We start from the raw sequence: 26506 nt of genomic DNA, 5'->3' as shown, positions 1-26506 counted from the left end.
CGCACGGCGACAGCTACGGCACCTCACCGCGTTGTCGGAACACCCGAATACGCCCAGTATGAGGGCGCTCTCCTCCGCCTTGCGATGCACCGTATCCGACGCCGTGCGCTGATCCACCAGGGATGACGGGACAACCCTTAGACAATACGGCGGCGCCCCCGCCCGGAAGGGTTCCGGACGGGGGCGCCGCTGGTGAGGCTGGTTACAACCGTGGTGCTCAGAGGCCGAGCTCGACCTCGAACTCGCCGGCCTCCAGGATCGCCTTGACCGCAGTCAGGTAACGGGCGGCGTCCGCACCGTCCACCAGACGGTGGTCGTAGGAGAGCGAGAGGTACGTCATGTCGCGGACACCGATGACGGTGCCCTCGGCGGTCTCGATGACCGCCGGACGCTTGACGGTGGCACCGATGCCCAGGATGGCGGCCTGGTTCGGCGGCACGATCACGGTGTCGAACAGCGCACCGCGCGAGCCGGTGTTGCTGATGGTGAAGGTGGCACCGGACATGTCGTCCGGGGTCAGGCCGCCGCCGCGGGCCTTGCCGGCCAGCTCGGCGGTCTTCTTCGAGATACCGGCGATGTTCAGGTCGCCCGCACCCTTGATGACCGGCGTCATCAGCCCCTTCTCGGCGTCCACGGCGATGCCGATGTTCTCCGAGTCGAAGTACGTGATGGTGCCCTCGTCCTCGTTGATCCGGGCGTTGATGACCGGGTGGGCCTTCAGCGCCTGGGCCGCCGCCTTCACGAAGAACGGCATCGGGGACAGCTTGACGCCCTCACGGGCGGCAAAGGCGTCCTTCGCCTGGTTGCGCAGCTTCATCAGCTTCGTGATGTCGACCTCGACGACCGAGGTCAGCTGGGCCTGCGAGTGCAGCGCCTTCATCATGTTGTCGCCGATGACCTTGCGCATGCGGGTCATCTTGACCGTCTGACCACGCAGCGGGGACGCCTCCAGCTTCGGCGCCTTCGCGGCTGCCGGGGCGGCCGCGACGGGGGCCGGAGCGGCAGCGGCGGCCTTGGCGGCCTCCGCGGCGGCGACGACGTCCTGCTTGCGGATACGGCCGCCGACGCCGGTGCCCTTGACCGCACCGAGGTCGACACCGCTCTCGGAGGCGAGCTTGCGGACCAGCGGCGTGACGTACGCGCCTTCGTCGGCGGCCGCGGCCGGAGCCACCGGGGTGACCGGAGCCGGAGCAGCGACCGGAGCCGGGGCCGGGGCGGGCACGGGCGCCGGGGCGGCGGGCGCCGCCGGGGCCGGAGCGGCCACCGGGGCGGGGGCTGCGGCGACCGGAGCCGGAGCAGCCGGAGCCGGAGCCGGGGCAGCCACGGGGGCCGGAGCGGCCGGAGCCGGGGCAGCCGCCGGGGCGGCACCCGCGGCACCGATGACGGCGAGCTTCGCGCCGACCTCGGCGGTCTCGTCCTCGGCGACCACGATCTCCAGCAGCACACCGGAAACCGGGGCGGGGATCTCGGTGTCGACCTTGTCCGTGGAGACCTCGAGCAGGGGCTCGTCCTCCGTGACCTCCTCGCCGACCTCCTTCAGCCAGCGGGTGACGGTGCCCTCGGTGACGCTCTCGCCGAGCGCCGGGAGGGTGACGTCCGTACCGGTCGCGGCACCAGCCGGGGCAGCGGCCGGAGCCGCGGCCACGGGGGCCGGGGCGGCGGGGGCCGCCGCGACCGGCGCCGGAGCGGCCACCGGAGCAGCCACGGGCTCGGCGGCCGGAGCCGCGGCCGGGACGGCCGCACCCGTGCCGTCGTCGATGACGGCCAGCTCGGCGCCGACCTCGACGGTCTCGTCCTCGGCGACCTTGATGGACGCGAGGATGCCGGCGGCGGGCGCCGGGATCTCGGTGTCGACCTTGTCGGTCGAGACCTCGAGCAGCGGCTCGTCGGCCTCGACGCGCTCGCCCTCGGCCTTCAGCCAGCGGGTGACAGTGCCCTCGGTGACGCTCTCACCGAGCGCCGGAAGGGTTACGGAAACCGACATGGTTTCAGTTGCTCCTTACGAAAGTGCGGAAGTAGGTCGGTCGTCGCGCCCGGGACTGGATCAGTCGTGGGAGTGGAGGGGCTTGCCGGCCAGGGCCAGGTGGGCCTCGCCGAGCGCTTCACTCTGCGTCGGGTGGGCGTGGATGAGCTGCGCGACCTCGGCCGGCAGCGCCTCCCAGTTGTAGATCAGCTGGGCTTCGCCGACCTGCTCGCCCATACGGTCACCGACCATGTGGACGCCGACCACGGCACCGTCCTTGACCTGGACGAGCTTGATCTCGCCCGCGGTCTTGAGGATCTTGCTCTTGCCGTTGCCGGCAAGGTTGTACTTCAGAGCGACGACCTTGTCCGCGCCGTAGAGCTCCTTGGCCTTGGCCTCGGTGATGCCCACGGAAGCGACCTCGGGGTGGCAGTACGTCACCCGGGGGACACCGTCGTAGTCGATCGGGACGGTCTTCAGACCGGCCAGCCGCTCCGCCACCAGGATGCCCTCGGCGAAGCCGACGTGAGCGAGCTGCAGCGTCGGGGCCAGGTCGCCCACGGCCGAGATGGTCGGAACGTTGGTCTGCATGTACTCGTCGACGAGGACGTAGCCGCGGTCCATCGCGACGCCGGCCTCCTCGTAGCCCAGACCCTGCGAGACCGGGCCGCGGCCGATCGCGACCAGCAGCACCTCCGCCTCGAACGTCTTGCCGTCGGCGAGGGTCACGCGGACACCGTCCTGCGTGTACTCGGCGCTCTGGAAGAACGTACCGAGGTTGAACTTGATGCCGCGCTTGCGGAAAGCGCGCTCAAGGAGCTTCGAGCTGTTCTCGTCCTCGACCGGAACGAGGTGCTTCAGGCCCTCGATGATCGTGACGTCGGTACCGAAGGACGTCCACGCCGAGGCGAACTCGACGCCGATGACGCCGCCGCCCAGGACGATCGCGGACTTCGGGACGCGGTCCAGCTTCAGCGCGTGGTCCGAGGAGATGATCCGGTTGCCGTCGATCTCCAGGCCCGGCAGCGACTTCGGCACGGAGCCGGTCGCCAGGAGCACGTGGCGGCCCTGGATGCGCTGGCCGTTCACGTCCACCGAGGTGGGGGAGGAGAGCCGACCCTCACCCTCGATGTAGGTGACCTTGCGCGAGGCGATGAGACCCTGCAGACCCTTGTACAGGCCCGAGATCACGTCGTCCTTGTACTTGTGGACGGCCTCGATGTCGATGCCCTCGAAGGTGGCCTTGACGCCGAACTGGTCGGCCTCGCGTGCCTGGTCGGCGACCTCGCCGGCGTGCAGCAGCGCCTTCGTGGGGATGCAGCCGTTGTGCAGGCAGGTGCCGCCGACCTTGCCCTTCTCGATCAGAGCGACGTCCAGGCCCAGCTGCGCTCCGCGCAGGGCCGCGGCGTAACCGCCGCTACCACCGCCGAGGATCACTAGGTCGAAAACGGTGCTGGCGTCGTTCGCCACGTCACGTCCTCCATGCATGTGCGCCGTACGCCGGGCCCCGTCGCTGGGGGATGACCGGCCGGTCGGCTGGTGTTCGGCCGCTTTTGTTATTCGGCCCTGTGGTGGGGGCCCTGTCCTGCCGAGAACCCATCTTCGCACTTGTTGACGGTGGGCGGGACGCGGGGCCCGGGTCCGGGACGGATGATCACCCGTTCCGGATGGTTACTGCTGTGTAGAGATTGGTAGGAGCGGCGCGAAGCACCACGGTGGAAGGGTGAGGGTGGGAGACGGGTGGGAGTGCGGATTTCGTTGAGAGCGAAACCGGTGCGTACCGTGCTGTCGATGCCGACAGGTGAACGCGTACGGCCCCGGACGTATGCCCGGGGCCGTACGCACGGAGCATCCTCTAGCCGAGGTCCCCGGCGGCGGTGCGCTCCGCCAGCTTCACCAGCGTGCGGACCGCGGAACCGGTGCCGCCCTTCGGCGTGTAGCCGTACGGCGCGCCCTCGTGGAAGGCCGGACCCGCGATGTCCAGGTGCGCCCAGGTGATGCCCTCGCCCACGAACTCCTGCAGGAACAGACCGGCCACCAGGCCGCCGCCCATCCGCTCACCCATGTTGGCGATGTCGGCGGTCGGGGAGTCCATGCCCTTGCGCAGGTCGGCGGGGAGCGGCATCGGCCAGGAGGCCTCGCCGACCTCCTCGGCGATCTCGTGGATGGACGTACGGAAGGCGTCGTCGTTCGCCATGATGCCGAAGGTGCGGTGGCCCAGGGCCAGGACCATTGCTCCGGTCAGGGTCGCCACGTCGACGATCGCGTCCGGGTTCTCCTCGGAGGCGCGGGTCAGCGCGTCGGCGAGGACGAGCCGGCCCTCGGCGTCCGTGTTCAGCACCTCGACGGTCTTGCCGCTGTACATGCGCAGCACGTCACCCGGGCGTGTGGCGTTGCCGGACGGCATGTTCTCGGCGAGCGCCAGCCAGCCGGTGACGTTGACCTGGAGGCCGAGACGGGCGGCCGCGACGACGGCCGCGAACACGGCGGCGGCGCCGCTCATGTCACACTTCATCGTCTCGTTGTGACCCGCCGGCTTCAGCGAGATGCCGCCCGAGTCGTAGGTGATGCCCTTGCCGACCAGGGCCAGGGTCTTCTCCGCCTTCGGGTGCGTGTAGGCGAGCTTCACCAGGCGGGGGCCGTAGGTCGAGCCCTGGCCGACGCCCAGCAGACCGCCGAAGCCGCCCTTGACGAGCGCCTTCTCGTCGAAGACCTGCACCTTGATGCCGTGCTCCTTGCCGGCGGCCGTGGCCACGGCGGCGAAGGACTCGGGGTACAGGTCGTTCGGCGGGGTGTTGATCAGGTCGCGGGCGCGGTTGATCTCCTCGACGACCGCGGTGGCACGCTCTGCGGCCGCCTTGAACGCCTTGTCGCGCGGCTTGGTGCCGAGCAGGGCGACCTCGGCGAGCGGCAGCTTGGCGCCGTTGCCGTTCTTCTTGTCCTTCGGCGCGAGCTTGTTCTCGCCGCCCTGGTACGCGGTGAAGGCGTACGCGCCGAGCAGTGCGCCCTCGGCGACGGCCTCGGCGTCCTCGACGGACATGATCGGCAGCGCGAAGCCGGCCTTCTTGGAACCGGTCAGCGCACGCGCGGCGGAACCGGCGGCCCGGCGCAGTGCCTCGCCGTCGAACGCCGTGTCCTTCTCCGGGACCGGACCGAGTCCGACCGCGATGACGACCGGGACCTTGAGGCCGTCCGGTGCGGGGAGCTTGGTCACTTCGCCCTCGGCACCGGAGGCGCCCAGGGTCTCCAGGACGGTGGCGAGCTTTCCGCCGAACGCCTTGTCCACGGCCTCGGCGCCCGGTGCGACGACCGGGCCCTTGGCTCCCTTGGCGATGCCGACGACAAGTGCGTCGGCGCGCAGCGTCGCCGCACCGGCAGTGCTGAGAGTGAGAGCAGTCACGGTGGTGAAATCTCGCTTCCGTTGAGTTCGTTGTCGGTCGAGGGGTGGGCCGACCGTGCCCGGCGCATCGTAGACGCCGCCGCAATGTGCCGGGAATGAGCCTACGCGCGCCTTTGCTGCGGAAACACGGCGGCGGGCCGTCTGCGGCCCGTTCCGGCGGCAGGGCTCCGGCCCCGGCCGGCCCGGCCGGGGGCCGCGACGGAGCAACCGGCCCCGGAAGTAGGGTTGTTCGGAGGTGCCGGAGCGAGCGGGGGAGAGCGATGCGCGCCCAGCGGGCTGTACGCGGGACGAGACCGAAGTCGGCGGCGCCGATCATCGTACTGATCCTGTCGGCGGTGCTGGCCGGCTGTACTTCGGCACCTCGGACCACCTCCGCGGTGCGCTGGCAGCCGAAGCCGGGTACCGACTGGCAGTGGCAGCTCTCCGGCCGCCTCGACCCCACCGTGGACGTTCCGGTGTACGACATCGACGGCTTCGAGCACGATGCGCAGGCGGTCGCCGATCTGCACCGCCGCGGCCGCAAGGTCATCTGTTACGTGTCCACGGGCGCCTGGGAGGACTTCCGCCCGGACGCCGGGAAGTTCCCCGCCTCGGTCCTCGGGAAGGGCAACGGCTGGCCGGGGGAGCGCTGGCTCGACATCCGCCGCACGGATCTGCTCGCGCCGCTGATGGAGTCCCGGATCGAGATGTGCGCGAAGAAGGGCTTCGACGCGGTCGAGCCCGACAACATGGACGGCTACCGCAACCGCACGGGCTTCCCCCTGACCGGCGCCGATCAGCTGCGCTACAACCGCCTCGTCGCCCGCATCGCCCACCGCCACGGACTCGCGGTCGGACTCAAGAACGACCTGGACCAGATCCCGCGGCTGGAACCGGACTTCGACTTCGCGGTCAACGAACAGTGCGCCCAGTACGACGAGTGCGCCGACCTCACCCCGTTCATCGAGGCGGACAAGGCGGTGTTCCATGTGGAGTACGAGGTGCCGGTGGCACGGTTCTGCCCGGAGTCGACGAGGCTGCGCCTGAGCTCGCTCCGCAAGAAGTACGACCTGGGCACCTGGCGCCGGAGCTGCGGGGCGAGCCCGTCCGCGGATTGAGGAGAAGACGGAGACCGGGCCGCCGCGTACCCCCTGTCCGCCCAGGTCCTGTCCCGCCGATCTTCGTGGGCCCGGAACGCCTGGCGAAACACGCCCTCAGGGCTGTCCCGTCATCCCTGGTGGATCAGCGCGCGGCGTCAGATGTGGTGCATCGCAAGACGGAGGGGCGTTCTCCTACTGGGTGTATTCGGGCGTTCCGGCAACGCAGCGAGGTGCCGCAGCTGTCCTCGTGCGCCCGCGAGGGATGACGGGACAGCCCTTAGCCCAGGGCCAACGCCACCAGCGCAGCCGTCGCCGCCGTCTCCGCGACCGCCCCGAAGACATCCCCGGTCACGCCCCCGAACCGCCGCACACAGTGCCGCAGCAGCAGCTGGGCGGCCATCAGCCCGGCCACTACGGCAAGGCCGTGGTGCAGCGCGCCGTACCCGCCGAACACCGCCCCCGCCGCCGACCCCGCGGCCACCACCGCGACCGTCACGGCCGCCGCCGCCCCCGCCGGTACCGTTCCCGCCACCGCCGCCCCCAGCCCCTCCGGCCGGGCCGGAGGCACGCCCTGACGGGACGCCAGTGTGAGCGCGAGGCGGGCGGTGACCCCCGCGACGACCGCGGCCACCGCGCCGTGCGCCCAGCCCTCCCCGTACAGCTGATGGAGGACCGCGACCTGGGCCAGGAGGACGAACAGCAGGGTGATGACACCGAATGGCCCAATGTCCGACTGCTTCATGATGCGCAACGCGTCCGCCGCGGGCTTGCCGCTGCCGAGCCCGTCCGCCGTGTCGGCGAGCCCGTCGAGGTGCAGCCCCCGAGTGAGGACCGCGGGCACCGCGGCGGAGGCGACCGCCGCGAGCAGCGGCCCGGACCCGAGCAGCAGCAACAGTGTGCCGGGGACCGCCGCGAGCAGCCCCACCACCAGACCGGCGAGCGGGGCGCTCAGCATCCCGGCACGGGCGGCCCTGCGGTCCCAGCGGGTGACGCGGACGGGGAGCACGGTCAGGGTGCCGAAGGCGAACCGTATGCCGTGGCTGTTCAGGGAGGTCACGGCGCGCAGGCTAATCCCTCGGCCGGGCCGCTAGATTGGCCGAAACACCGCAAAGCGCCGCAAAGGCGGACCAACGGGAGTGGTGGCATGGGTCACTGGTTCGATCAGAACTTCGTCGAGCCGGGGAAGCTGCCCCTGCTCCTCTCCCTGGCCGCCTTTGTGCTGACCTTCGCCATCACTCGTCTCATCACCCGGATGATCAGGGCCGGGAAGGGGCCGTTCCGCAACATCACGCCCGGCGGGTTGCACGTCCACCATGTGGTGCCCGGTGTGCTGCTGACGGTGGTCGGCGGCTTCGGCGCGGTCTCCAGCGGACGGTACGGCGTCGGGGCGGGCATCTGCGCGGTGATCTTCGGGATGGGCGCCGGACTGGTGCTGGACGAGTTCGCCCTGATCCTCCATCTCGACGACGTGTACTGGTCCGAACAGGGCCGCCAGAGCGTCGAGGTCGTCGTCCTCACCACGGCGCTCGTCCTGCTCCTCCTCGGCGGCTTCTCACCGCTCGGGGTGAAGGAACTGACCAGCGATCAGCAGCAGGGCCGGCTCGGTATCATCCTGACCCTGCTGATCAACTTCTGCTTCGTGCTGATCGCCCTGTTCAAGGGCAAGGCGCGGATGGCGGTGATCGGCACCCTGGTGCCGTTCGTCGCCCTGTTCGGGGCGATCCGGCTGGCCCGGCCGACGTCGATGTGGGCGAAGAGGCTCTACCGCAACCGGCACCGTGCCCGTGCCAGGGCGGTGCTGCGCGCGTACCACCACGACCGGCGCTGGGTGGGGCCGAGCCGCAGGTTTCAGGACCTCATCGGCGGAGCGCCGGACCGGGACCGGCTTCCCGCGCCCAAGTCCTGATCGCTGCGGGCGGGCAGACGCCGACGCCTGTCGTGCCAGGCGGTGAGACCGCACAGGATCAGCACCGCGGCGATCGCCGCCAGGTGTTCCTTGCCCGCCAGGTTGTTCTTGAAGATCACTTCGATGACCATCACCGCGATCACCACCGCCCCGGTGCGCCACGCCCGGTAGGCGTGGCACACATAGACCGCGACCCCGACCACCGCCGCCGACGGTCCGGTGTCGACGACCTGCGCGTCGGATGCGGGCAGTCCGAACAGCCCGTCGGGGCCGACCGCGACGCCGGTCCGTGCGTACAGCGTCCCGGCCAGCGTGGCGACGTACGCGATGAGCAGGGTCCGCCGTCGTCCGAGACAGATCTCGGAGGCCCCGAATACCACGAGCACCTGCGCCAGCGCACCCCACACCGGCAGGTCGAGCGCGGGCACGAACAGCGACAGCGGGGTACGCAGCAGGGCGGTCCACAGCGGGTCCTCGGCCCGCACCGAGCCGAGGACCCGCACCGGACGTAATCCCCACGGCTGGTTCTGCACCACATGGAGCAGCGCCGTCAGGCCGATCGAGGCCAGCGTCATCGGGACCGCGCGCAGCCGGGAACGGGTGAGCCCCCCGTGTACGGTCGAGAACAGCGGCCCCCATTCGCGGCGGGCGGCCTCGGGCAGCGCCGCCATCGGTCTCATCTACGGGTCTCCAGGTGCGAGCGGTGCAGCCACTTGGGCAGCCCGGGCGCCTCCAGGAACCCTTCGGCGCGGCCCGCGGCGATGCCGATGCGCAGCAGGTCGGAGCTCTTCTCGAAGAGCATGAAACGCGGCTCCCAGATCGGTCGGTACTTGGCGTTGGCGCGGTAGAGCGACTCGATCTGCCACCAGCGCGAGAAGAAGCTGAGCAACGAGCGCCACAGCCTCAGCACCGGTCCCGCGCCCAGCCGCGATCCCCTCTCGAAGACCGACCGGAACATCGCGAAGTTGAGCGACACCTGCGTGATCCCGATCTCCTTGGCGCGCTGGAGGAGTTCGATGACCATGAACTCCATCAGACCGTTCTCGGCGTTCCGGTCGCGGCGCATCAGGTCCAGCGAGAGACCGTTCGGGCCCCAGGGCACGAAGCTCAGTACGGCGCGCAATTCGCCGGGGCCGCCCGCTCCTTCGCCTTGCTCCTTCTCCGCCGCGTCACGGCATTCGAGCATCACGCACTGGCCGTCCCCCGGATCGCCGAGCCGCCCCAGCGCCATCGAGAAGCCACGCTCGGTCTCGCCGTCGCGCCAGTCGTCGGCGCGCCGCACCAGTTCGGCCATCTCCTCGTCGGGGATGTCGCAGTGGCGCCGGATGGTCACCTCGTACCCGGCGCGCCTGATCCGGTTGTACGCCTGGCGGACGGTCCGCATCGCCCGCCCTTCGAGGGTGAACTCGGCGGTCTCCACGATTGCCTCGTCGCCGAGCTCCAGCGCGTCGAGCCCGTGCCGGGCGTAGACCGTGCCGCCCTCCTCGCTCACCCCCATCACCGCTGGGATCCAGCCGTGTTCGCGGGCCTCGGCCAGCCATGGTTCGATCGCGCCGGGCCAGGCCTCCAAGTCGCCGATCGGATCACCGGAGGCGAGCGAGACCCCGCCGACCACCCGGTAGGTGACGGCCGCCTTCCCGGTCGGCGACCAGATGACGCTCTTCTCCCGGCGCAGTGCGAAATAGCCGAGCGAGTCGCGTTCGCCGTGCTTTTCGAGGAGGGCGCGGAGCCGGTCCTCGTCCTGCGGGGTGATCGGGTCGACGGCCCGGCGTGAGCGGAACGCCACGTACACGACAGCGATCAGCAGCAGGGTGGAGAGGATGTTGATGACGACATTGACCCAGCCGGGCACGGTGATGCCGGGGAAGCGGGCTTCGTCGGTCGCGACCGAGACCAGCCGCAGCGCGCCGTAGCGCCAGCGGTCGAGGAAGGCCGACCGGTACTCGTCGTGCGCCGTGTTCGTGACGGTGACCAGCAGGGTGGCGATCAGCGAGGTGACCAGCAGCCCGCCGAGGGCGACCGCGGCCGCCAGCTTCGCGTTGGACCGGTCGCCCTTCGCGTAGAACTCCCGCCGGCCCAGGATCAGCGCCACGACGAACGCGGCTGTCAGCGCCAGGGAGATCCAGTTCTGCGGGTACTGCCGGATCTCGGGAAAGCCGATCACGAAGGCGAAGAGCAGGAGCAGGAGGCCGCTCAGCACCATGTTGACGATCCAGGCGGCGCGCTTGCGCCGTCGCATGGTGATCGCGAGGAAGAGGGCGACCACTCCGGAGGAGAAGCCTGCGGTGAGCAGATAGGGCGTGAAGTAGTTCTCGGTGTTGTGCCGACGCAGGTCCTGACCGAGCGTGACCCAGACGGCGCTCAGGAAATTGATGAACGACACGATGCGCAGATACCAGATGGTGAATGCCGCACTGCGTCGTGAGCCGACGGTGCTCCGCCGGGTACCCTGGCCAGCAAATCGGACATCTCCCATAAAAAGCGATCATATGAGGGAATTCGCTCCATGGGGAGGCCTGCTGCGGCCGGTGTCCGGTGGTCGGCGGCCGCAGCGCAGCAGGGTCCTCAGTCGTCGTCCGCGTCGGTCTTCGAGGCGTCGTCCTCGTCGGCCGGCGCACGCTCGGGCAGCTCCGCCGCCAGCGCCGCGGCAGCCTGCACGAGCGGAAGCGCCAGCAGCGCCCCGCTCCCCTCACCCACGATGACGCCATGGTCCAGCAGCGGATTGAGCGCCATCCGGTCCAGCGCCTTCGTCTGTGCCGGCTCGCCGCTCACCTGACCGGCCAGCCACCAGTCCGGCGCCCGGAAGGCGGCCCGCTGAGCGACCAGCGCGCACGCCGACGAGACCACGCCGTCCAGGATCACCGGCAACTTGCGCACCGCGCACTGCAGCAGGAACCCTGTCATCGCCGCCAGGTCCGCGCCGCCGACCGTGGCCAGCAGCTCCAGCTGGTCGCCGAGGACCGGCCGGGCCCGCCGCAACGAGTCCCGGATCGCCGCGCACTTGCGCATCCAGGCGAGATCGTCGATTCCTGCGCCGCCGCGCCCGGTGACCACCGAGGCGTCCGTGCCGCACAGGGCCGCGATCAGGGTGGCGGCCGCCGTGGTGCCACCGACGCTCAGATCGCCGAGCACCACCAGATCGGTGCCCGAGTCGGCCTCCTCGTCGGCGATCGCGATGCCCAGACGTACTGCCTGCTCGGCCTCCTCGGCCGTCAGCGCGTCCTCGATGTCGATCCGGCCGCTGCCGCGCCGCACCCGGTGACGCACGACCGACTCGGGCAGCAGCTCCGGCTCGCAGTCCAGGCCGGCGTCGACGATCCGCACCGGTACGGAGAACTGGCGGGCCAGCACGGCCAGTGGTGTCGCGCCCTCCAGTGTGGCCCGGACCAGCTCGTGGGCGGTCCCGGCCGCGCGGCCGGAGACGCCGAGCTCGGCCACCCCGTGATCACCGGCGAAGAGCACCACGCGCGGCTGCTGGATCGGTCTGACCGGCACGGCCTGCTGGGCGGCCGAGAGCCACTCGCCCAGCTCGTCGAGCCGGCCGAGGGCGCCCGGCGGCACGATCTGCCGCTCCCGGCGTTCCTCGGCGTCGCGCCGTACGCCGCCGTCGGGGCGTTCGATCAGGTCGGAGAAGTCGTCCAGATTCACGGGAGTCTGCCTCGCGGGTCGTTACGTGGTATGGGCCGGTGAGAGCCTGTCGGGTGATCTCTGATCGGGCGGCCACGCCCTGGCACGCACGCTTCCGGCGTTGCCGAAATGCCCTGGTAGCTCCGCTACAAGGCCATCCCGGCGCCTTGGAATCGCACGCACCGTGCCGCGTCCGCTCTCCGATCGAAGGTCACCCGACAGGCTCTGAGCCCGGCGGCGGGCTCATTGCGGAACAGTACCTGCCATGATTCTGACGCCTCTTCAGTGTGGCGGCCGGCCCCTCAGGCCCCGAAGCGCAGCAGCGTCATCGCGGGGGTCAGCGTCCGCAGCCCCGGCGTCAGATGCTGGAGCCGGATCAGTTCTCCCATCGCGCCCCGCCCCCGCGGCAGCCCCAGCGCGCGCACCTCGGTGATGTTCGGATGCGCACTGCGCAGCTTCTTCCGCTCGCCCGGATTCATCGCCCAGTGCATCGGCGGGACGGTCATGGAGCCGACCTTCGACTTCCCGGCCACCGTCCCCTTCGCCGGCCGACGCGCCATGGAGTCCAGCACGAGCACCCCGCCCGGCAGCCGTTCGGCGCAGGTCGCCAGGATCTTCCGGACCTCCCAGGGCTGCAGATACATCAGCAGCCCCTGCGTCGTGACGATCACGCCCCGGCCCGCAGGGTCCTCGATCTCGTCCAGCCAGGAGAGATCGGTCGCCGACCGGGAGATCGCCCGCAGCCGGTCCGAGGAGGGCAGCAGCGCGCGGCGCAACGCTGCCACCTGGGGCAACTCCACGCTCAGCCAGGTGAGCCGCCCGTTGTCGACCCGCCAGAAGCCGGTCTCCAGACCGTCGCCGAGCGCGACGACGGTGGCCTCCGGATGTCCGCGCAGATAGCCCTGCACCGTCAGGTCGAAGCAGCGTGAGCGCAGCGCCTGCGCCTGCGAGTGGAAGGCGTTCGGCCGCCCGAAGCGCTCCTCGAAGGGGTAGTCGAGGTCCGCCATGAGCTGCAGCGCCATCGGATCGTCGATGACGGGATAGAGCTGCCCCGCCTCGTACGCCCGGTTGTAGAGCATCCAGAGCAGGGTCTCCGGAACGCCTTCCAGCATCGGCCTCACTCGCGCCATGTCCGCTCCCTTCCTGCCGCTGATCCTGGTGCGATGCGGGTCAGCCGCGCAGCGTCAGCGCCTGACCGGCCACGAGCAGCAGCACGTGCTCGCACTCGTCGGCGAACGCGGCGTTGAGCCGCCCCAGCTCGTCCCGGAACCGCCGGCCGGCGGCTGTCGCGGGCACCACGCCCGAGCCGACCTCATTGGTCACGGCGACAACGGTGCGCCGCGTTCCGCGCACCGCGCCGACCAGTTCGGTGATCCGCTCCCGCAGCGCACGCTCACCGCCCTCCGCCCACGCCACGTCGTCCCAGGCGTTCACCCGGTCCATCGCATCCGTCAGCCACAGCGACAGGCAGTCGATCAGCAGCGGCGGCCCGTCCGACTCCAGCAGGTCCACCAGCTCACAGGTCTCCTCGGTGCGCCAGGCGGCCGGCCTGCGCTCCCGGTGCAGCCCGACCCGGGCCATCCAGTCCGCGTCGCCTTCGCGGCCGCCGCCGGTCGCCACGTACACCACCTCGGGGAAGGTCTCCAGCCGCCGCTCGGCCTCCACCGACTTACCGGACCGCGCACCGCCCGTCACCAGCGTCCGCCGCGGGATATCCGATATGGCGTGGTACTGGCCGACCACCAGTGTCGTCCCGTCCGGCACGGTCCGGGCGCCGGCCGCCGCGAGTCGCCGGTCCAGCTCGGGGCCGGTGGGCGCGTCATGGTCCAGATGAACGGCGATGACCTCGGTGGCCGGCCCGATCGCTTCGACGGCCCGCAGCCTGGCCATGGCGTCCGGGCGTCCGGTCACATCACCGACCACCATGTCGTACGGCTCCGCCACCCGGTCCGTGAGACCGGCGGGGGCCGCCCCCGGCGGCATGTACAGCAGCCGCACGCCCTCCGGGGACGTCACCTCGTACCCGGTCCCCGGCGAGTCCATCGGCACCGCCCGGATCCGGTGCCCGCTGATCAGCGTCAGCACCTGCCCGTCCGGCACCCGTCCGGCCGGGGGCAGCCCGGCGGGCAGCTCCACGGCGGGCCCGTCGTGCGGATGGGTGAGCAGCACCTGCCGTACGCCGGTCAGTGAATGACCCGCGCGTGCGGCGGCGAACACGGCCCCCGGGGTGAGATCGAGCAGCAGCGCGTCGTCGACCAGCAGTGCGGTCGCGGCGCGCGCCCACACCCCGCGGGCGGTGGCGCAGGCGGCGCACGGACAGTCGGGGCGCGGCAGCCCGTCTGGGGCTCCGGTGCCGAGCAGTGTCAGTTCCACGCTCCGATCCTCCCGCGTCCCCGCACCGACTGCGCGACCAACCCCATGGATCTCGGTCCGAAAGACCCCAGGCACTAGGCTGCGGGCAGCAACGCGACCCAGGAGGCGGACATGGCGTGGACGTGGCGGTTCGAGAAGTCCGACGGTACGGAGACGGAACCGGCCCTGCAGCCGGAGGAATTCACGACCCAGGGCGATGCGGAGACATGGATCGGTGAGTTCTGGAAGGAACTCCTGGACGGCGGGGCGGACCAGGTGACCCTCTTCGAGGACGCGACGAAGATCTACGGCCCGATGAGTCTCCAGGCCGACCAGGGCTGACCGCCGATACGGCGCACGAGGGCCCCGGGCGCCGTTCCTCGGCATCCGGGGCTCTCGCACGACAGCGGTCAGATCTCGCCCAGCGTGACGACCGCAGTCCTTTCCACACCGTCGCGCAGATATGTCACCTTGACCTTCTGGCCCGGCTTGTCGTTGGCCAGAGTCTCGGCCAGCTCCGTCATCGTCGTGACCCGCGTGTCGCCGATCTTCGTGATGATGTCGCCGGCCCGCAGTCCGGCCTTGTCCGCGCCGCCGCCCGCCGTGACGGTGACCACCGCGATTCCGAACGGCTGGTAGGTGTCGTCGACGACCGTGCGGCCGGTGATGTTCAGCGCCGCCCGGCCCGAGTCGGTGACCTTGCCGCTCTTGATGATCTGGTCGGCCACCGTCTTCACCATCGAGACGGGGATCGCGAACCCTATGCCCGGTGCCGCGCCGTTCATCTGCGGATCCGTCGCCGCCAGCGTCGGAATGCCGATCACCTCGCTGTTCAGGTTCACCAGCGCACCGCCGCTGTTGCCCGGGTTGATCGCCGCCGAGGTCTGGACCATGTTCGCTATGGTCGCCCCGGTGCCACCCTCCGTCCGGCTCTCGCTGACGGTCCGGCCGACCGCCGACACGATGCCCTGCGTGACGCTGCTGGACAGTCCGAGCGGCGAACCCATCGCCAGCACTATCTGGCCGACCTCGACCTTGTTCGAGTCGCCGAACTTCGCCGGCTTCAGCCCGCTCGGTACGTTGTCGAGCTTGATGACGGCCAGGTCCTGCTCCGGATAGGTGGCGACCAGCGAGGCGCCCAGCACCTTCTCGCCGGTGGCGACGGTGACCTTGAATCTCTTCTCCGGGCCGACCACATGGGCATTGGTGACGATATGGCCCTTGCCGTCGTAGACGACGCCGGATCCGAGGCTGTTGGCGGCTTCGATCTGTACCACGGAGGGCAGCACATTCCTGATGACGGTCTCGTACTCGGCCTGCAGGTCACTTGCGGCCGAATTCGCATGAGGCGAGGCCGACTGCGTGGCAGTGGCGCCGGCCGAGTCCGAGTCGGAACAGCCGGACACCAGGGCCATGGCGCAGACACCTGCAGTCAGAGGCAGCAGTAGCCGGTACAGACGGCGGCGCGAGTGGGAAGCATCCATGTCTGAATCATCAGCTTTTAACCCTATTGGCGGCCTGTTGGGTTCGGCCGATCGAGTGACGCCCGCTCCTCGTCCGTCCCTCAGTCATCCCCAGGGATCTCCAGTGGATCATGCCCTGGTCGCGGCGCCCGGCACAGCACCTCGCGGCGCTGCCGGTGGGCCGGAACGGTTCGCCGTCTGGACGCTCCGGCGCCTTTCGGTGCACCGGACCGGGCGTCGTGAACTGTCCGGACGCTCTCTAGCCGCGCACCCCGCACAGATGCAGCAGCGCGGCAACCCGGCGGTACGGGTCCGTCCGTCCGGCCCGGTCCTCCGCGGCCAGCAGCCGGTCGAGTTCCGCGGCGGCCGGCAGCTCGACGTCGTCGCTCACCTGGTCCGTGAAGATCCGCACCCCGTACCAGGCCTGCAACGGCGCGGCGATTCCGGCGAGCGTGGCCGTGAGGGCGTCCAGCCGGTCGGCGCGGACCGTCAGGCCCAGCCGGTTGGTGTACGTATCCGTATCGAACGCGGCCAGTGCCGTGTCCCAGTCCCCGGCTATGCCGGGCCGCATCGCGAGCGCGTCGCCGTTCCGTACGAGCAGCGAGAGCAGCCCGCCGGGCGCCAGCATCCGGGCCAGCCCCGCCAGCAGCGCGTCCGGTTCCCGGGCGTACATCAGTACGCCGTGACAGAGCACCACATCGAAGCTGCCCGGCAGGAAGTGCACGCCCGTGTCCAGGCCGTCGCCCTCGATCAGCCGGACCCGCTCCCGGATGCCCGCGGGCTCGTTCCCGAGCGCCCCGCGGGCGGCCCTCAGCATCTCGGCGTCGGACTCCAGGCCGGTCACCGTGTGGCCGGCCCGGGCCAGCCGCAGCGCCTGCGTGCCCTGGCCCATGCCGACATCGAGGACCCGCAGCCGCTGGCCGACCGGGAAGCGCGCGGCTATCTGCTCGTCGAGCTGCCGGGCGACGAGCTCCTGGCGGACGGTGTTGCGCAGCCCGCCGAGCCCTCCGAGCCACGCCGAAGAGGCCCCGGTGAACCCGCAGTCCCTGGAGGGGGCACCGTCCGGCAGGCCTGCGGACGGACCGCCGACCGAGCCGGAAAGCTCCGTACTCAGGGTCGCTCTCCGCGCTTGACCTGCGGCTTCGGCAGACGCAGCCGACGCATCTGAAGCGTACGCATCAGGCCGTAGGCGACCGCACCGCGCTTCGGCGTATCGGGGAAGCGCGCGTTCAGCTGCTTCTTCAGCCGGAACGCGAGACCGATCGAGTCGATGACGATCAGCACGATCACGGCGAGCCAGAGCAGCAGCGAGATGGTCTGGATGTTCCGCACCTGGATCACGCTGAGGATCAGGATGATCACCGCGAGCGGCAGGAAGAACTCCGCGATGCAGAAACGCGAGTCCACGAAATCGCGGACGAAGCGCCGCACCGGACCCTTGTCACGGGCCGGCAGGTAGCGCTCGTCGCCACTGGCGAGCGCCTCGCGCTGCTTGGCCAGGTCCACCCGGCGCGCTTCGCGCTGGCGCTTCATCGCCTCCTTGCGGTCGAGCGGCGCGCCACTGGCGGCACGACGGCGCTGCGACTGGGCATCGCTGCGCTTGGGGGTGGGGCGACCTTTGGGGGCCTGCGGGTCGCGGGGCTGCGTGGAGAGGTCCGCCGTCACCTTGGTGGCGGGGGCCTTCTCATCCTTCGAACGGCTACGGAACACAACACACAAGGGTACGGGGTCGGTCGCGACGACCCCAGCCCGGTCGGGAACGATCCGGCAACGGCCTGCGTCCCCCAGGTGTCCCGAGAGGGGCAGAACGGGCGTTGTCACCGGTTTCCCCGACGGCCCCTACTCCCTGGGCCGGAGCGGTATCCGGGGGCAGTCGTCCTTGGGGAGGACCACATCCGTGCTCGAACAGTGCGGTAATAGAGACAGGGCCCGTACTGTGGGTTCTGTTGGAGTGCTGGAGCCCAGTCCGTCAGAAGGGGGCGCGCGAAGCCCATGAGCGGTGTCATGAAGCGTATGGGGATGATCTTCCGCGCGAAGGCAAACAAGGCCCTTGACCGGGCCGAGGATCCGCGCGAGACCCTCGATTACTCGTACCAGAAGCAGCTGGAGCTGCTTCAGAAGGTGCGCCGCGGTGTCGCCGATGTGGCGACCTCGCGCAAGCGCCTGGAGCTGCAGCTGAACCAGCTGCAGGGCCAGACGTCCAAGCTGGAGGACCAGGGCCGCAAGGCGCTCGCGCTCGGGCGCGAGGACCTGGCCCGCGAGGCGCTGTCCCGGCGCGCCGCCCTCCAGCAACAGGTCACCGACCTGGAGACGCAGCACACGACGCTGCAGGGTGAGGAGGAGAAGCTCACTCTCGCGGCCCAGCGGCTGCAGGCCAAGGTCGACGCCTTCCGTACGAAGAAGGAGACCATCAAGGCCACCTACACCGCCGCCCAGGCGCAGACCCGGATCGGCGAGGCGTTCTCCGGGATCTCCGAGGAGATGGGCGACGTCGGCCTGGCGATCCAGCGGGCCGAGGACAAGACCCAGCAGCTGCAGGCACGCGCCGGTGCGATCGACGAGCTGCTCGCCTCCGGCGCTCTGGACGACCCGACCGGGACGGCGAAGGACGACATCGCCGCTGAGCTGGACCGGATCTCCGGTGGTACGGATGTGGAGCTGGAGCTGCAGCGCATGAAGGCCGAACTGGCCGGCGGCTCGACCCCGCCACAGGCCATCGAGGGCGGCCCGCAGGACGCCGCCCAGCAGCAGTCCTCGCAGTCCCCGCACAGGTTCGACAAGCAGTAAGGCGGACGTCATGATCGTTCGGATCATGGGGGAGGGCCAGGTAGCCCTGGCCGACAGCCACTTCGCTGAGCTCAACAAGCTCGACGACGAGCTGCTCGCCGAGATGGAGAGCGGCGACGGCCCCGGCTTCCGCGCCACGCTCCAGGCGCTCCTCGCCAGGGTGCGCGAGCTCGGCACGCCTCTGCCGGACGACTCCCTGGAGCCGTCCGAACTGATCCTGCCGTCTCCCGACGCCACCCTCGAAGAGGTGCGCGACATGCTCCGCGACGGCGGCCTGATCCCCGGCTGACGCCGGTCGCTCCAGCACCCGCACGCACTGTGCCCCGTGTCCGGTCCGCCGGCCGCGGGGCACGGTTCTGCCGGGACTTTCGCGTTCTGCGTGCGGTCCAGGCCGCGGTCGGTCTTATTTGTGCGCGACACGCCGTACCGTAGCTTGACGTGACCACCCTCGGAACCGGGTTGCTGCGCGTCCGGCGCTGGCTGCGCGACCATCCCCTCGCGTTCGACGGGGCGCTCGCCGTGGCCGTACTCGCTGCGATGATCGCCGGATCGTTCACCGACCCGAACGCGCCGAACGGGCCCAGCTTCGGCACCCGCACGCCCGGGGCGGGCAGCGTGGTCCTGATGGTGCTCGCCGCCGCCGTGCTCGCCCTGCGGCGTCGCAACCCGATGGCGGTGCTGGCCGCGACCGGTGGGCTGTCCATCGTCGAGTTCGTGCTGGTGGACCCGCCCGCCCCGGTGGTCATGAGCGCGGTCGTCGCGCTCTACACGGTCGCCGCGTCCACCGATCGGCCCACCACCTGGCGGGTCGGCCTGCTGACCATGGCCGTGCTGACGGCGTCCGCGATGGTCTTCGGAGCGTCCCCCTGGTACAGCCAGCAGAACCTCGGGGTCTTCGCCTGGACCGGCATGGCCGGCGCCGCCGGGGACGCCGTCCGCTCCCGGCGGGCGTTCGTCGACGCGATCAGGGAACGCGCCGAACGGGCCGAACGCACCCGCGAGGAGGAGGCCCGGCGGCGGGTCGCCGAGGAACGGCTGCGGATCGCCCGCGATCTCCACGATGTCGTCGCCCACCACATCGCCCTGGTCAATGTGCAGGCCGGGGTCGCCGCCCACGTCATGGACAAGCGCCCCGACCAGGCGAAAGAGGCGCTCGCCCACGTCCGGGAGGCCAGCCGCTGCGCACTCAACGAACTCCGCGCCACGGTCGGGCTGCTGCGTCAGTCCGGCGACCCGGAGGCGCCGACCGAACCGGCACCCGGTCTCGCGGTCCTCGACGAACTCGTGGAGACGGTCCGGCGCGCCGGGCTCCCGGTCCAGGTGGCCTGCGTCGACCGCAGGCCCCCGCTGCCCGCGGCCGTCGACCTGGCCGCGTACCGGGTGATCCAGGAAGCGCTGACCAATGTGCGCAAGCACGCGGGCCCCGGGGCGAAGGCAGAGGTCAGTGTCGTGCAGGTCGGGGCGACGGCCGAGGTCACGGTCCTCGACAACGGCACGGGCAGCCCCGAGGGCGCCGGGGACGACGGCGGCGGCCATGGTCTGCTCGGTATGCGCGAGCGTGTCACCGCCCTGGGGGGCATCCTCACGGCCGGACCCCGCTACGGCGGCGGATTCAGGGTTCATGCGATCCTGCCGGTCAAGGCCCGCACGGGAGCGCCGGGGACGCCGGGCACGGCGGGCCGGACGGGGGAAGGCGCATGACACCATCACCCATCAGGGTCCTGCTCGTCGACGACCAGGCGCTGCTGCGCAGCGCGTTCCGGGTGCTGGTCGACTCGGAGCCCGGCATGCAGGTCGTCGGCGAGGCGGCCGACGGCGCGGAGGCCGTGGCGCTGACCCGATCGGCGCGCCCCGATGTGGTGTTGATGGACATTCGGATGCCCGGTACGGACGGACTGGCCGCGACCCGGATGATCAGCGCCGACCCGGAGCTGGCGGACGTACGGGTCGTCATGCTCACCACCTTCGAGGTGGACGAATATGTGGTGCAGTCGCTGAGGGCCGGTGCCTCAGGCTTCCTCGGCAAGGGCGCCGAGCCGGACGAACTGCTCAATGCCATCCGTGTCGCCGCGGGTGGCGAGGCGCTCCTCTCGCCGGCCGCCACCAAGGGACTGATCGCCACCTTCCTTGCGCAGGGTGGCAGTTCCGGCGGTGAGGGGCCGAGCGCCGCGGAGTACTCCGAGCGGCTCGACGCACTCACCGGCCGCGAACGAGAGGTACTGGTCCTCGTCGCGGGCGGGCACTCCAACGACGAGATCGCCGAGCGCCTCACCGTCAGCCCACTCACCGTCAAGACCCATGTGAACCGGGCCATGGCGAAACTGGGCGCCCGTGACCGGGCTCAATTGGTGGTATTCGCTTACGAATCGGGCCTGGTGCGCCCGCGGGTGGAATGACGTGTGGAAGGGAAGTACTCCACCTGCGGTATGCGCCACATAAGAATGTGACCCTGGGGTCGACGATTTTGACCCTGTGGATGAGCGATGGTGTAGCTGGGCCGGGTCTGTCCCCGAGTCACCCGCCCACCTGCCGCGTACGCCACAGAAGAGAGACCCACCCATGTCCTGGCTGTCCAGATTCAGCCTCGCGCAAAGGGCCCTGATCGGGCTGATCTCGATCATCGCGCTCGTCTTCGGAGCGATCGCGATCCCGCAGCTCAAGCAGCAGTTGCTGCCCACCATCGAACTCCCGATGGTCTCGGTGCTCGCCCCCTACCAGGGTGCGTCCCCCGATGTGGTCGAGAAGCAGGTCGTCGAACCGCTCGAGAAGTCCATCAAGGCCGTCGACGGCGTCACCGGCGTCACCTCGACCGCCAGCGAGGGCAACGCCGTCATCATGGCGACCTTCGACTTCGGCGACGAAGGCACCAAGCAGTTGGTCGCCGACATCCAGCAGGCGGTCAACCGCGCCCGCGTCCAGCTGCCCGACGACGTCGACCCGCAGGTCATCGCCGGTTCGACGGACGACATCCCGACCGTCGTCCTCGCCGTCACCTCCGACAAGGACCAGCAGGCCCTCGCCGACCAGCTGGACCGCACCGTGGTCCCCGCTCTGGAGGACATCGACGGTGTCGGCCAGGTCACCGTCGACGGTGTCCAGGACCTCCAGGTCTCCATCACGCCCGACGACAAGAAGCTCGCGGCCGCCGGTCTGAACGCCGGATCCCTTGCCCAGGCCCTTCAGGCAGGCGGCGCCACGGTCCCGGCCGGATCGTTCTCGGAACAGGGCAAGAGCCGCACCGTCCAGGTCGGCGGAGCCTTCACCTCCCTGAAGCAGATCGAGGACCTGCGGGTGGTCGGTCAGGACCCGGGCACCGGCAAGCTCGGCGAGCCGGCCCGCATCGGTGACATCGCCACGGTGAAGCAGGAGCCGTCCACCGCGGTCTCCATCACCCGTACCAACAGCAAGCCGAGCCTCGCCGTGATGGCCACGATGGACAAGGACGGCAGCGCCGTCGCCATCTCGGACGCCGTCAAGGACAAACTCCCGGACCTCCGCAAGGACCTCGGCGCCGGCGCCGAACTGACCGTCGTCTCCGACCAGGGCCCCGCCGTCTCCAAGGCGATCTCCGGTCTGACCACCGAGGGCGCGCTCGGCCTGCTCTTCGCGGTCATCGTGATCCTGGTCTTCCTCGCGTCGCTCCGCTCGACGCTGGTCACGGCGGTCTCCATCCCGCTCTCCGTGGTTCTCGCGCTGATCGTGCTCTGGACCCGCGATCTGTCGCTCAACATGCTCACGCTCGGCGCGCTGACCATCGCGATCGGCCGCGTCGTCGACGACTCGATCGTGGTCCTGGAGAACATCAAGCGTCACCTCGGCTACGGCGAGGAGCGCCAGTCCGCGATCATCACCGCGGTCAAGGAGGTGGCCGGCGCGGTCACGTCCTCGACCCTCACCACGGTCGCGGTCTTCCTCCCGATCGGTCTGGTCGGTGGCATGGTCGGCGAGCTGTTCGGCTCGTTCTCCCTGACCGTGACCGCGGCCCTGCTCGCCTCCCTGCTGGTCTCGCTGACCGTGGTCCCCGTCCTGTCCTACTGGTTCCTGCGCGCCCCCAAGGGCAGCACGGAGAACCCGGAAGAGGCTCGTCGCAAGGCCGAGGAGAAGGAAGCCCGCAGCAGGCTCCAGCGGCTGTACGTCCCGGTGCTGCGCTTCGCGACCCGGCGCCGCATCACCAGCATCGCCATCGCCGTTGCCGTGTTCGTCGGCACCTTCGGCATGGCGCCGCTGCTCAAGACCAACTTCTTCGACCAGGGCGAGCAGGAAGTCCTCTCCATCAAGCAGGAGCTGGCCCCCGGCACCAGCCTGGCGGCCGCCGACGAGGCGGCCAAGAAGGTCGAGAAGCTCCTCGACGAGGACAAGGGCGTCAAGGACTACCAGGTCACCGTCGGCTCCTCCGGCTTCATGGCGGCCTTCGGCGGCGGTACGGGCGCCAACCAGGCCTCCTACCAGGTCACCCTGAAGGACTCGGCCGACTTCGACGCCACCCAGAAGCGCATCGACGAGGGCCTCGGCAAGCTCGACGGCATCGGTGACACCACCATCGCCGCGGGCGACGGTTTCGGCAGCCAGGACCTCAGCGTCGTGGTCAAGTCCGCGGACGCCGCGACCCTGAAGAAGGCCTCCGAGGAGGTACGGGCGAAGGTCGCCGAGCTCAAGGACGTCACCGACGTCCAGAGCGACCTGGCGCAGAGCATTCCGCGCATCTCGGTCACGGCCAACTCCAAGGCCGCTGCCGCCGGATTCAACCAGGCCACCCTCGGCGCGGCCGTCGCCGGAGCGGTGCGCGGCACCCCGGCCGGCAAGGCGATCATGGACGACACCGAGCGCGATGTCGTCATCAAGTCCGCCCACCCGGCCACCACGATGGAGGAACTGAAGAAGCTTTCCCTCGGCCCGGTCGAGCTTGGCCGGATCGCCGATGTGAAACTGGTCCCCGGACCGGTCTCCATGACGAGGATCGACGGCCAGCGCGCCGCCACGATCACTGCCAGGCCCACCGGTGACAACACTGGCGCGGTGAGCGCCTCGCTCCAGTCGAAGATCAACGCCCTGGACCTGCCGGACGGCGCCACCGCAACCATCGGCGGGGTCTCCCAGGACCAGAACGACGCGTTCATGAAGCTCGGCCTGGCCATGCTCGCGGCCATTGCGATTGTCTTCATGCTGCTGGTCGCGACCTTCCGGTCCCTGGTCCAGCCGCTGATCCTGCTGGTCTCCATTCCGTTCGCGGCGACCGGCGCCATCGGCCTCCTCGTCGTCACCGGCACCCCGATGGGCGTCGCGGCGATGATCGGCATGCTGATGCTGATCGGCATCGTGGTGACCAACGCGATCGTGCTGATCGACCTGATCAACCAGTACCGGGCGCAGGGCATGGGCGTCGTCGAAGCAGTCATCGAGGGCGGCCGCCACCGCCTCCGCCCGATCCTGATGACGGCACTCGCGACGATCTTCGCCCTGCTCCCGATGGCGCTCGGCGTCACCGGCGAGGGCGGCTTCATCTCGCAGCCCCTCGCGGTCGTGGTGATCGGCGGCCTGGTCACGTCGACGCTGCTGACGCTGCTGCTGGTGCCGACGCTCTACGCGATGGTGGAGCTCCGCAAGGAGCGGCGCGCGACGAAGAAGGCCATCAAGCGCGCGAAGAAGGCGGGCGTTCCGGGTCCGGCCCCGTTGGAGGAGACCACCTCCGAGGAGCCGGAGCCTGCGAAGGCCTGACGTCCGGCACACACGAAGACCCCGGCACCGGTGAACGGTGCCGGGGTCTTCGTGCGCCCGCCTGGGGGCCGGGTCCGTACGGGCCACCCCGGCCCTCAGACGGGGGCGGAGGCCCGGGGAGACCCTGCTGCCCCTACCGGATCGCCAGCATCCGCTCCAGCGCCAGCTTCGCGTACTTCTCCGTCTCGGGGTCGACCTCGATCCGGTTGACCAGGTTCCCCTCGGCCAGCGACTCCAGCGCCCACACCAGGTGCGGCAGGTCGATCCGGTTCATCGTCGAACAGAAGCAGACCGTCTTGTCGAGGAAGACGACCTCCTTGTCCTCCGCGGCGAACCGGTTGGCCAGGCGACGCACCAGGTTCAGCTCGGTGCCGATCGCCCACTTCGAGCCGGCCGGGGCCGCCTCCAGGGCCTTGATGATGTATTCCGTCGAGCCGACGTAGTCCGCCGCGGCCACGACCTCGTGCTTGCACTCGGGGTGCACCAGCACATTGACGCCCGGGATGCGCTCGCGCACATCGTTGACAGAGTCCACCGAGAAGCGCCCGTGCACCGAGCAGTGCCCGCGCCACAGGATCATCTTCGCGTTCCGCAACTCCTCGGCGGTGAGGCCGCCGTTCGGCTTGTGCGGGTTGTAGAGGACGCAGTCCTCCAGCGTCATCCCCAAGTCGCGGACCGCGGTGTTCCGGCCCAGGTGCTGGTCGGGGAGGAAGAGGACCTTCTCGCCCTGCTCGAAGGCCCACTCCAGGGCGCGCTTCGCATTGGACGAGGTGCAGATCGTGCCGCCGTGCCTGCCGGTGAAGGCCTTGATGTCGGCGGAGGAGTTCATGTACGAGACGGGTACGACCTGCTCGGCGACCCCGGCCTCGGTCAGTACGTCCCAGCATTCGGCGACCTGCTCGGCGGTGGCCATGTCGGCCATCGAGCAGCCCGCGGCCAGGTCTGGCAGCACGACCTTCTGGTCGTCGGAGGTCAGGATGTCCGCGGACTCCGCCATGAAATGCACACCGCAGAAGACGATGTACTCGGCTTCCGGCCGGGCGGCCGCGTCACGGGCGAGCTTGAACGAGTCGCCGGTGACGTCCGCGAACTGGATGACCTCGTCGCGCTGGTAGTGGTGGCCGAGAACGAAGACCTTGTCCCCGAGCTTCGCCTTGGCCGCGCGGGCGCGCTCCACCAGGTCCGGGTCGGACGGGGAGGGCAGATCGCCGGGGCACTCGACCCCGCGCTCACTCTTCGGGTCGGCCTCGCGGCCGAGCAGCAACAGGGCGAGGGGCGTCGGCTGGACATCGAGGTCCTGGACGGGGTGGGCCGTGGTCACGTCACGCACCCTTTCTTCTTTGCAGATAAGCCTTTTCGTCTAATTGACGCTATCTATCATATCGGGTTTACGTCACTTTGACGATGTCGATAGCGTCCATGTGACGAATTCGCCCTGGAGGTGGTCGGAGGCCGTCCCGGGGTCGCGAGAGGTCCCCTTGCTCCGCCCGGCATCCCTTCGCCCCGCCCGGCACCTCTTCCCGGAGTGGTGTGCGAGCATGAAAGGAACAGGCAAGCGCTCGGCCCGGAATGAATCCGCGGTCCCGACGGTTGCAACGTCGGCAAGCAGTCCGCCCAACCCGGGAGAGAAGCAGATGTCCGTATCGGACGAGACCACCACCGTGAGCGACGGCATCCTCCTGTCCGACGCCGCCGCAGCCAAGGTCAAGAGCCTGCTGGAGCAGGAAGGCCGTGACGACCTGGCGCTGCGCGTCGCCGTCCAGCCCGGCGGCTGCTCGGGCCTGCGCTACCAGCTCTTCTTCGACGAGCGTTCGCTCGACGGCGATGTCGTGAAGGACTTCGACGGCGTCAAGGTCGTCACCGATCGGATGAGCGCTCCGTACCTGGGTGGTGCCTCGATCGACTTCGTCGACACCATCGAGAAGCAAGGCTTCACGATCGACAACCCGAACGCCACGGGCTCCTGCGCCTGCGGCGACTCCTTCAGCTAAGTCGCGAAGGCGGTATCGGGCAGCAGTGCCTGACGAAGGCGGTGGCCCCCGGATTCCGGGGGCCACCGCCTTCAGTCGTGCCAGGATCGATCAGCCGACTGTCACCGACGTCATGACCAAGTACACCTAGCTTGTTCTTTAACCTCTGCGATCTTGGTGTTCGGTCATGGCGAGGTCGCGTTTGACGGTCTTTCCGACGTTGTGGCGGGGTGCGGGTGTGCGG

At 70.1% G+C, this 26506-nt stretch carries 22 protein-coding genes; 9 read left to right on the top strand and 13 right to left on the bottom strand.

All coding sequences use genetic code 11. From position 1 onward, the window contains the following. Nucleotides 1–217: 217 nt before the first annotated feature. From sucB to AB0N06_RS11980, 3 genes are all read right to left on the bottom strand, one after another. Complete coding sequence (gene sucB / locus AB0N06_RS11990) at nucleotides 218–1984, bottom strand: 2-oxoglutarate dehydrogenase, E2 component, dihydrolipoamide succinyltransferase (protein WP_366134548.1); 1767 nt, start codon at nucleotides 1982–1984, stop codon at nucleotides 218–220. A gap of 60 nt (nucleotides 1985–2044) precedes the next feature. Then, complete coding sequence (lpdA, locus tag AB0N06_RS11985; RefSeq protein ID WP_358858442.1) at nucleotides 2045–3433, bottom strand: dihydrolipoyl dehydrogenase; 1389 nt, start codon at nucleotides 3431–3433, stop codon at nucleotides 2045–2047. Between the two features lie 385 nt (nucleotides 3434–3818). Next, nucleotides 3819–5363, bottom strand: coding sequence for a leucyl aminopeptidase (locus AB0N06_RS11980; protein WP_366134547.1), 1545 nt, complete (start codon nucleotides 5361–5363; stop codon nucleotides 3819–3821). A 260-nt stretch (nucleotides 5364–5623) separates the two neighbouring features. Between AB0N06_RS11980 and AB0N06_RS11975 the strand changes: the two genes are divergently transcribed. Beyond that, the gene (locus AB0N06_RS11975) at nucleotides 5624–6460 is read left to right on the top strand and encodes an endo alpha-1,4 polygalactosaminidase (RefSeq protein ID WP_366134546.1); all 837 of its coding nucleotides are present in this window, start codon (nucleotides 5624–5626) and stop codon (nucleotides 6458–6460) included. A gap of 259 nt (nucleotides 6461–6719) precedes the next feature. Here AB0N06_RS11975 and AB0N06_RS11970 read toward each other — a convergent pair whose 3' ends face one another. After that, nucleotides 6720–7499 (bottom strand): adenosylcobinamide-GDP ribazoletransferase, encoded by a 780-nt coding sequence (locus tag AB0N06_RS11970; protein ID WP_366134545.1) that lies wholly within the window; start codon nucleotides 7497–7499, stop codon nucleotides 6720–6722. 87 nt (nucleotides 7500–7586) lie between these two features. On the opposite strand from AB0N06_RS11970, the gene AB0N06_RS11965 reads away from it, so the two are divergent. Beyond that, nucleotides 7587–8348, top strand: coding sequence for a hypothetical protein (locus AB0N06_RS11965; RefSeq protein WP_366134544.1), 762 nt, complete (start codon nucleotides 7587–7589; stop codon nucleotides 8346–8348). Here AB0N06_RS11965 and AB0N06_RS11960 read toward each other — a convergent pair. The 5 genes from AB0N06_RS11960 to AB0N06_RS11940 all read right to left on the bottom strand — a co-directional run bounded on the left by AB0N06_RS11960 (nucleotide 8291) and on the right by AB0N06_RS11940 (nucleotide 14348). Next, entirely contained in the window at nucleotides 8291–9028 is a 738-nt protein-coding gene (locus AB0N06_RS11960; RefSeq protein WP_366134543.1) for a hypothetical protein, read from the bottom strand. The two genes, AB0N06_RS11965 and AB0N06_RS11960, sit on opposite strands and share 58 nt — an antisense overlap. After that, a complete protein-coding gene (locus AB0N06_RS11955; protein WP_366134542.1) occupies nucleotides 9025–10824 on the bottom strand; it encodes a phosphatidylglycerol lysyltransferase domain-containing protein in 1800 nt (599 codons plus the stop codon). Before AB0N06_RS11955 ends, AB0N06_RS11960 begins: the two co-directional genes overlap by 4 nt. A gap of 89 nt (nucleotides 10825–10913) precedes the next feature. Next, complete coding sequence (gene cobT / locus AB0N06_RS11950) at nucleotides 10914–11996, bottom strand: nicotinate-nucleotide--dimethylbenzimidazole phosphoribosyltransferase (RefSeq protein WP_366134541.1); 1083 nt, start codon at nucleotides 11994–11996, stop codon at nucleotides 10914–10916. A 281-nt stretch (nucleotides 11997–12277) separates the two neighbouring features. Further along, a complete protein-coding gene (locus tag AB0N06_RS11945; protein WP_366134540.1) occupies nucleotides 12278–13105 on the bottom strand; it encodes a class I SAM-dependent methyltransferase in 828 nt (275 codons plus the stop codon). Nucleotides 13106–13145: 40 nt separating this feature from the next. Continuing rightward, nucleotides 13146–14348 (bottom strand): bifunctional adenosylcobinamide kinase/adenosylcobinamide-phosphate guanylyltransferase, encoded by a 1203-nt coding sequence (locus AB0N06_RS11940; protein ID WP_366134539.1) that lies wholly within the window; start codon nucleotides 14346–14348, stop codon nucleotides 13146–13148. A gap of 111 nt (nucleotides 14349–14459) precedes the next feature. Here AB0N06_RS11940 and AB0N06_RS11935 point away from each other — a divergent pair, with 111 nt between their 5' ends. Next, on the top strand, nucleotides 14460–14669 hold the full coding sequence (locus AB0N06_RS11935) for a hypothetical protein (RefSeq protein WP_358858432.1): 210 nt from the start codon (nucleotides 14460–14462) through the stop codon (nucleotides 14667–14669). 68 nt (nucleotides 14670–14737) lie between these two features. Here AB0N06_RS11935 and AB0N06_RS11930 read toward each other — a convergent pair whose 3' ends face one another. The 3 genes from AB0N06_RS11930 to AB0N06_RS11920 all read right to left on the bottom strand — a co-directional run bounded on the left by AB0N06_RS11930 (nucleotide 14738) and on the right by AB0N06_RS11920 (nucleotide 17500). After that, nucleotides 14738–15811 carry a trypsin-like peptidase domain-containing protein gene (locus AB0N06_RS11930; RefSeq protein WP_366134538.1) on the bottom strand — a complete coding sequence of 358 codons (1074 nt, stop codon included), beginning with the start codon at nucleotides 15809–15811 and terminating at the stop codon, nucleotides 14738–14740. A gap of 238 nt (nucleotides 15812–16049) precedes the next feature. After that, nucleotides 16050–16784, bottom strand: coding sequence for a methyltransferase domain-containing protein (locus AB0N06_RS11925; RefSeq protein ID WP_366134606.1), 735 nt, complete (start codon nucleotides 16782–16784; stop codon nucleotides 16050–16052). A 116-nt stretch (nucleotides 16785–16900) separates the two neighbouring features. Further along, nucleotides 16901–17500 carry a DUF3043 domain-containing protein gene (locus AB0N06_RS11920; RefSeq protein ID WP_366134537.1) on the bottom strand — a complete coding sequence of 200 codons (600 nt, stop codon included), beginning with the start codon at nucleotides 17498–17500 and terminating at the stop codon, nucleotides 16901–16903. A 294-nt stretch (nucleotides 17501–17794) separates the two neighbouring features. Between AB0N06_RS11920 and AB0N06_RS11915 the strand changes: the two genes are divergently transcribed. The 5 genes from AB0N06_RS11915 (at nucleotide 17795) to AB0N06_RS11895 (ending at nucleotide 24292) form a co-directional block, all read left to right on the top strand. Then, complete coding sequence (locus AB0N06_RS11915; RefSeq protein WP_366134536.1) at nucleotides 17795–18577, top strand: PspA/IM30 family protein; 783 nt, start codon at nucleotides 17795–17797, stop codon at nucleotides 18575–18577. 10 nt (nucleotides 18578–18587) lie between these two features. Then, on the top strand, nucleotides 18588–18866 hold the full coding sequence (locus tag AB0N06_RS11910; RefSeq protein WP_366134535.1) for a hypothetical protein: 279 nt from the start codon (nucleotides 18588–18590) through the stop codon (nucleotides 18864–18866). Nucleotides 18867–19015: 149 nt separating this feature from the next. Next, on the top strand, nucleotides 19016–20278 hold the full coding sequence (locus AB0N06_RS11905; protein ID WP_366134534.1) for a histidine kinase: 1263 nt from the start codon (nucleotides 19016–19018) through the stop codon (nucleotides 20276–20278). Further along, complete coding sequence (locus AB0N06_RS11900; protein WP_366134532.1) at nucleotides 20275–20973, top strand: response regulator transcription factor; 699 nt, start codon at nucleotides 20275–20277, stop codon at nucleotides 20971–20973. The genes AB0N06_RS11905 and AB0N06_RS11900 overlap by 4 nt, the downstream gene beginning before the upstream one ends. A gap of 163 nt (nucleotides 20974–21136) precedes the next feature. Then, nucleotides 21137–24292 carry an efflux RND transporter permease subunit gene (locus tag AB0N06_RS11895; protein WP_366134531.1) on the top strand — a complete coding sequence of 1052 codons (3156 nt, stop codon included), beginning with the start codon at nucleotides 21137–21139 and terminating at the stop codon, nucleotides 24290–24292. 133 nt (nucleotides 24293–24425) lie between these two features. Here AB0N06_RS11895 and nadA read toward each other — a convergent pair whose 3' ends face one another. Next, nucleotides 24426–25622 (bottom strand): quinolinate synthase NadA, encoded by a 1197-nt coding sequence (gene nadA, locus AB0N06_RS11890; protein WP_366134530.1) that lies wholly within the window; start codon nucleotides 25620–25622, stop codon nucleotides 24426–24428. Nucleotides 25623–25926: 304 nt separating this feature from the next. Between nadA and erpA the strand changes: the two genes are divergently transcribed. Beyond that, entirely contained in the window at nucleotides 25927–26283 is a 357-nt protein-coding gene (erpA, locus tag AB0N06_RS11885; RefSeq protein WP_189540679.1) for an iron-sulfur cluster insertion protein ErpA, read from the top strand. The last annotated feature ends 223 nt before the right edge of the window (nucleotides 26284–26506 follow it).

Source organism: Streptomyces sp. NPDC051020 (assembly GCF_040683105.1).
Lineage (GTDB): Bacteria > Actinomycetota > Actinomycetes > Streptomycetales > Streptomycetaceae > Streptomyces.
Note: the sequence above shows the minus strand (reverse complement) of the source record. Positions and strands in the feature narration are given on the sequence as shown.

Excerpts from the sequence above, each read along its gene's own strand:
- sucB (WP_366134548.1), bottom strand. The coding sequence starts at position 1,984 with ATGTCGGTTTCCGTAACCCTTCCGGCGCTCGGTGAGAGCGTCACCGAG.
- AB0N06_RS11975 (WP_366134546.1), top strand. The coding sequence starts at position 5,624 with ATGCGCGCCCAGCGGGCTGTACGCGGGACGAGACCGAAGTCGGCGGCG.
- AB0N06_RS11965 (WP_366134544.1), top strand. The coding sequence starts at position 7,587 with ATGGGTCACTGGTTCGATCAGAACTTCGTCGAGCCGGGGAAGCTGCCC.
- AB0N06_RS11960 (WP_366134543.1), bottom strand. The coding sequence starts at position 9,028 with ATGAGACCGATGGCGGCGCTGCCCGAGGCCGCCCGCCGCGAATGGGGG.
- AB0N06_RS11955 (WP_366134542.1), bottom strand. The coding sequence starts at position 10,824 with ATGGGAGATGTCCGATTTGCTGGCCAGGGTACCCGGCGGAGCACCGTC.
- AB0N06_RS11945 (WP_366134540.1), bottom strand. The coding sequence starts at position 13,105 with ATGGCGCGAGTGAGGCCGATGCTGGAAGGCGTTCCGGAGACCCTGCTC.
- AB0N06_RS11935 (WP_358858432.1), top strand. The coding sequence starts at position 14,460 with ATGGCGTGGACGTGGCGGTTCGAGAAGTCCGACGGTACGGAGACGGAA.
- AB0N06_RS11930 (WP_366134538.1), bottom strand. The coding sequence starts at position 15,811 with ATGGATGCTTCCCACTCGCGCCGCCGTCTGTACCGGCTACTGCTGCCT.
- AB0N06_RS11915 (WP_366134536.1), top strand. The coding sequence starts at position 17,795 with ATGAAGCGTATGGGGATGATCTTCCGCGCGAAGGCAAACAAGGCCCTT.
- AB0N06_RS11910 (WP_366134535.1), top strand. The coding sequence starts at position 18,588 with ATGATCGTTCGGATCATGGGGGAGGGCCAGGTAGCCCTGGCCGACAGC.
- AB0N06_RS11900 (WP_366134532.1), top strand. The coding sequence starts at position 20,275 with ATGACACCATCACCCATCAGGGTCCTGCTCGTCGACGACCAGGCGCTG.
- AB0N06_RS11895 (WP_366134531.1), top strand. The coding sequence starts at position 21,137 with ATGTCCTGGCTGTCCAGATTCAGCCTCGCGCAAAGGGCCCTGATCGGG.
- erpA (WP_189540679.1), top strand. The coding sequence starts at position 25,927 with ATGTCCGTATCGGACGAGACCACCACCGTGAGCGACGGCATCCTCCTG.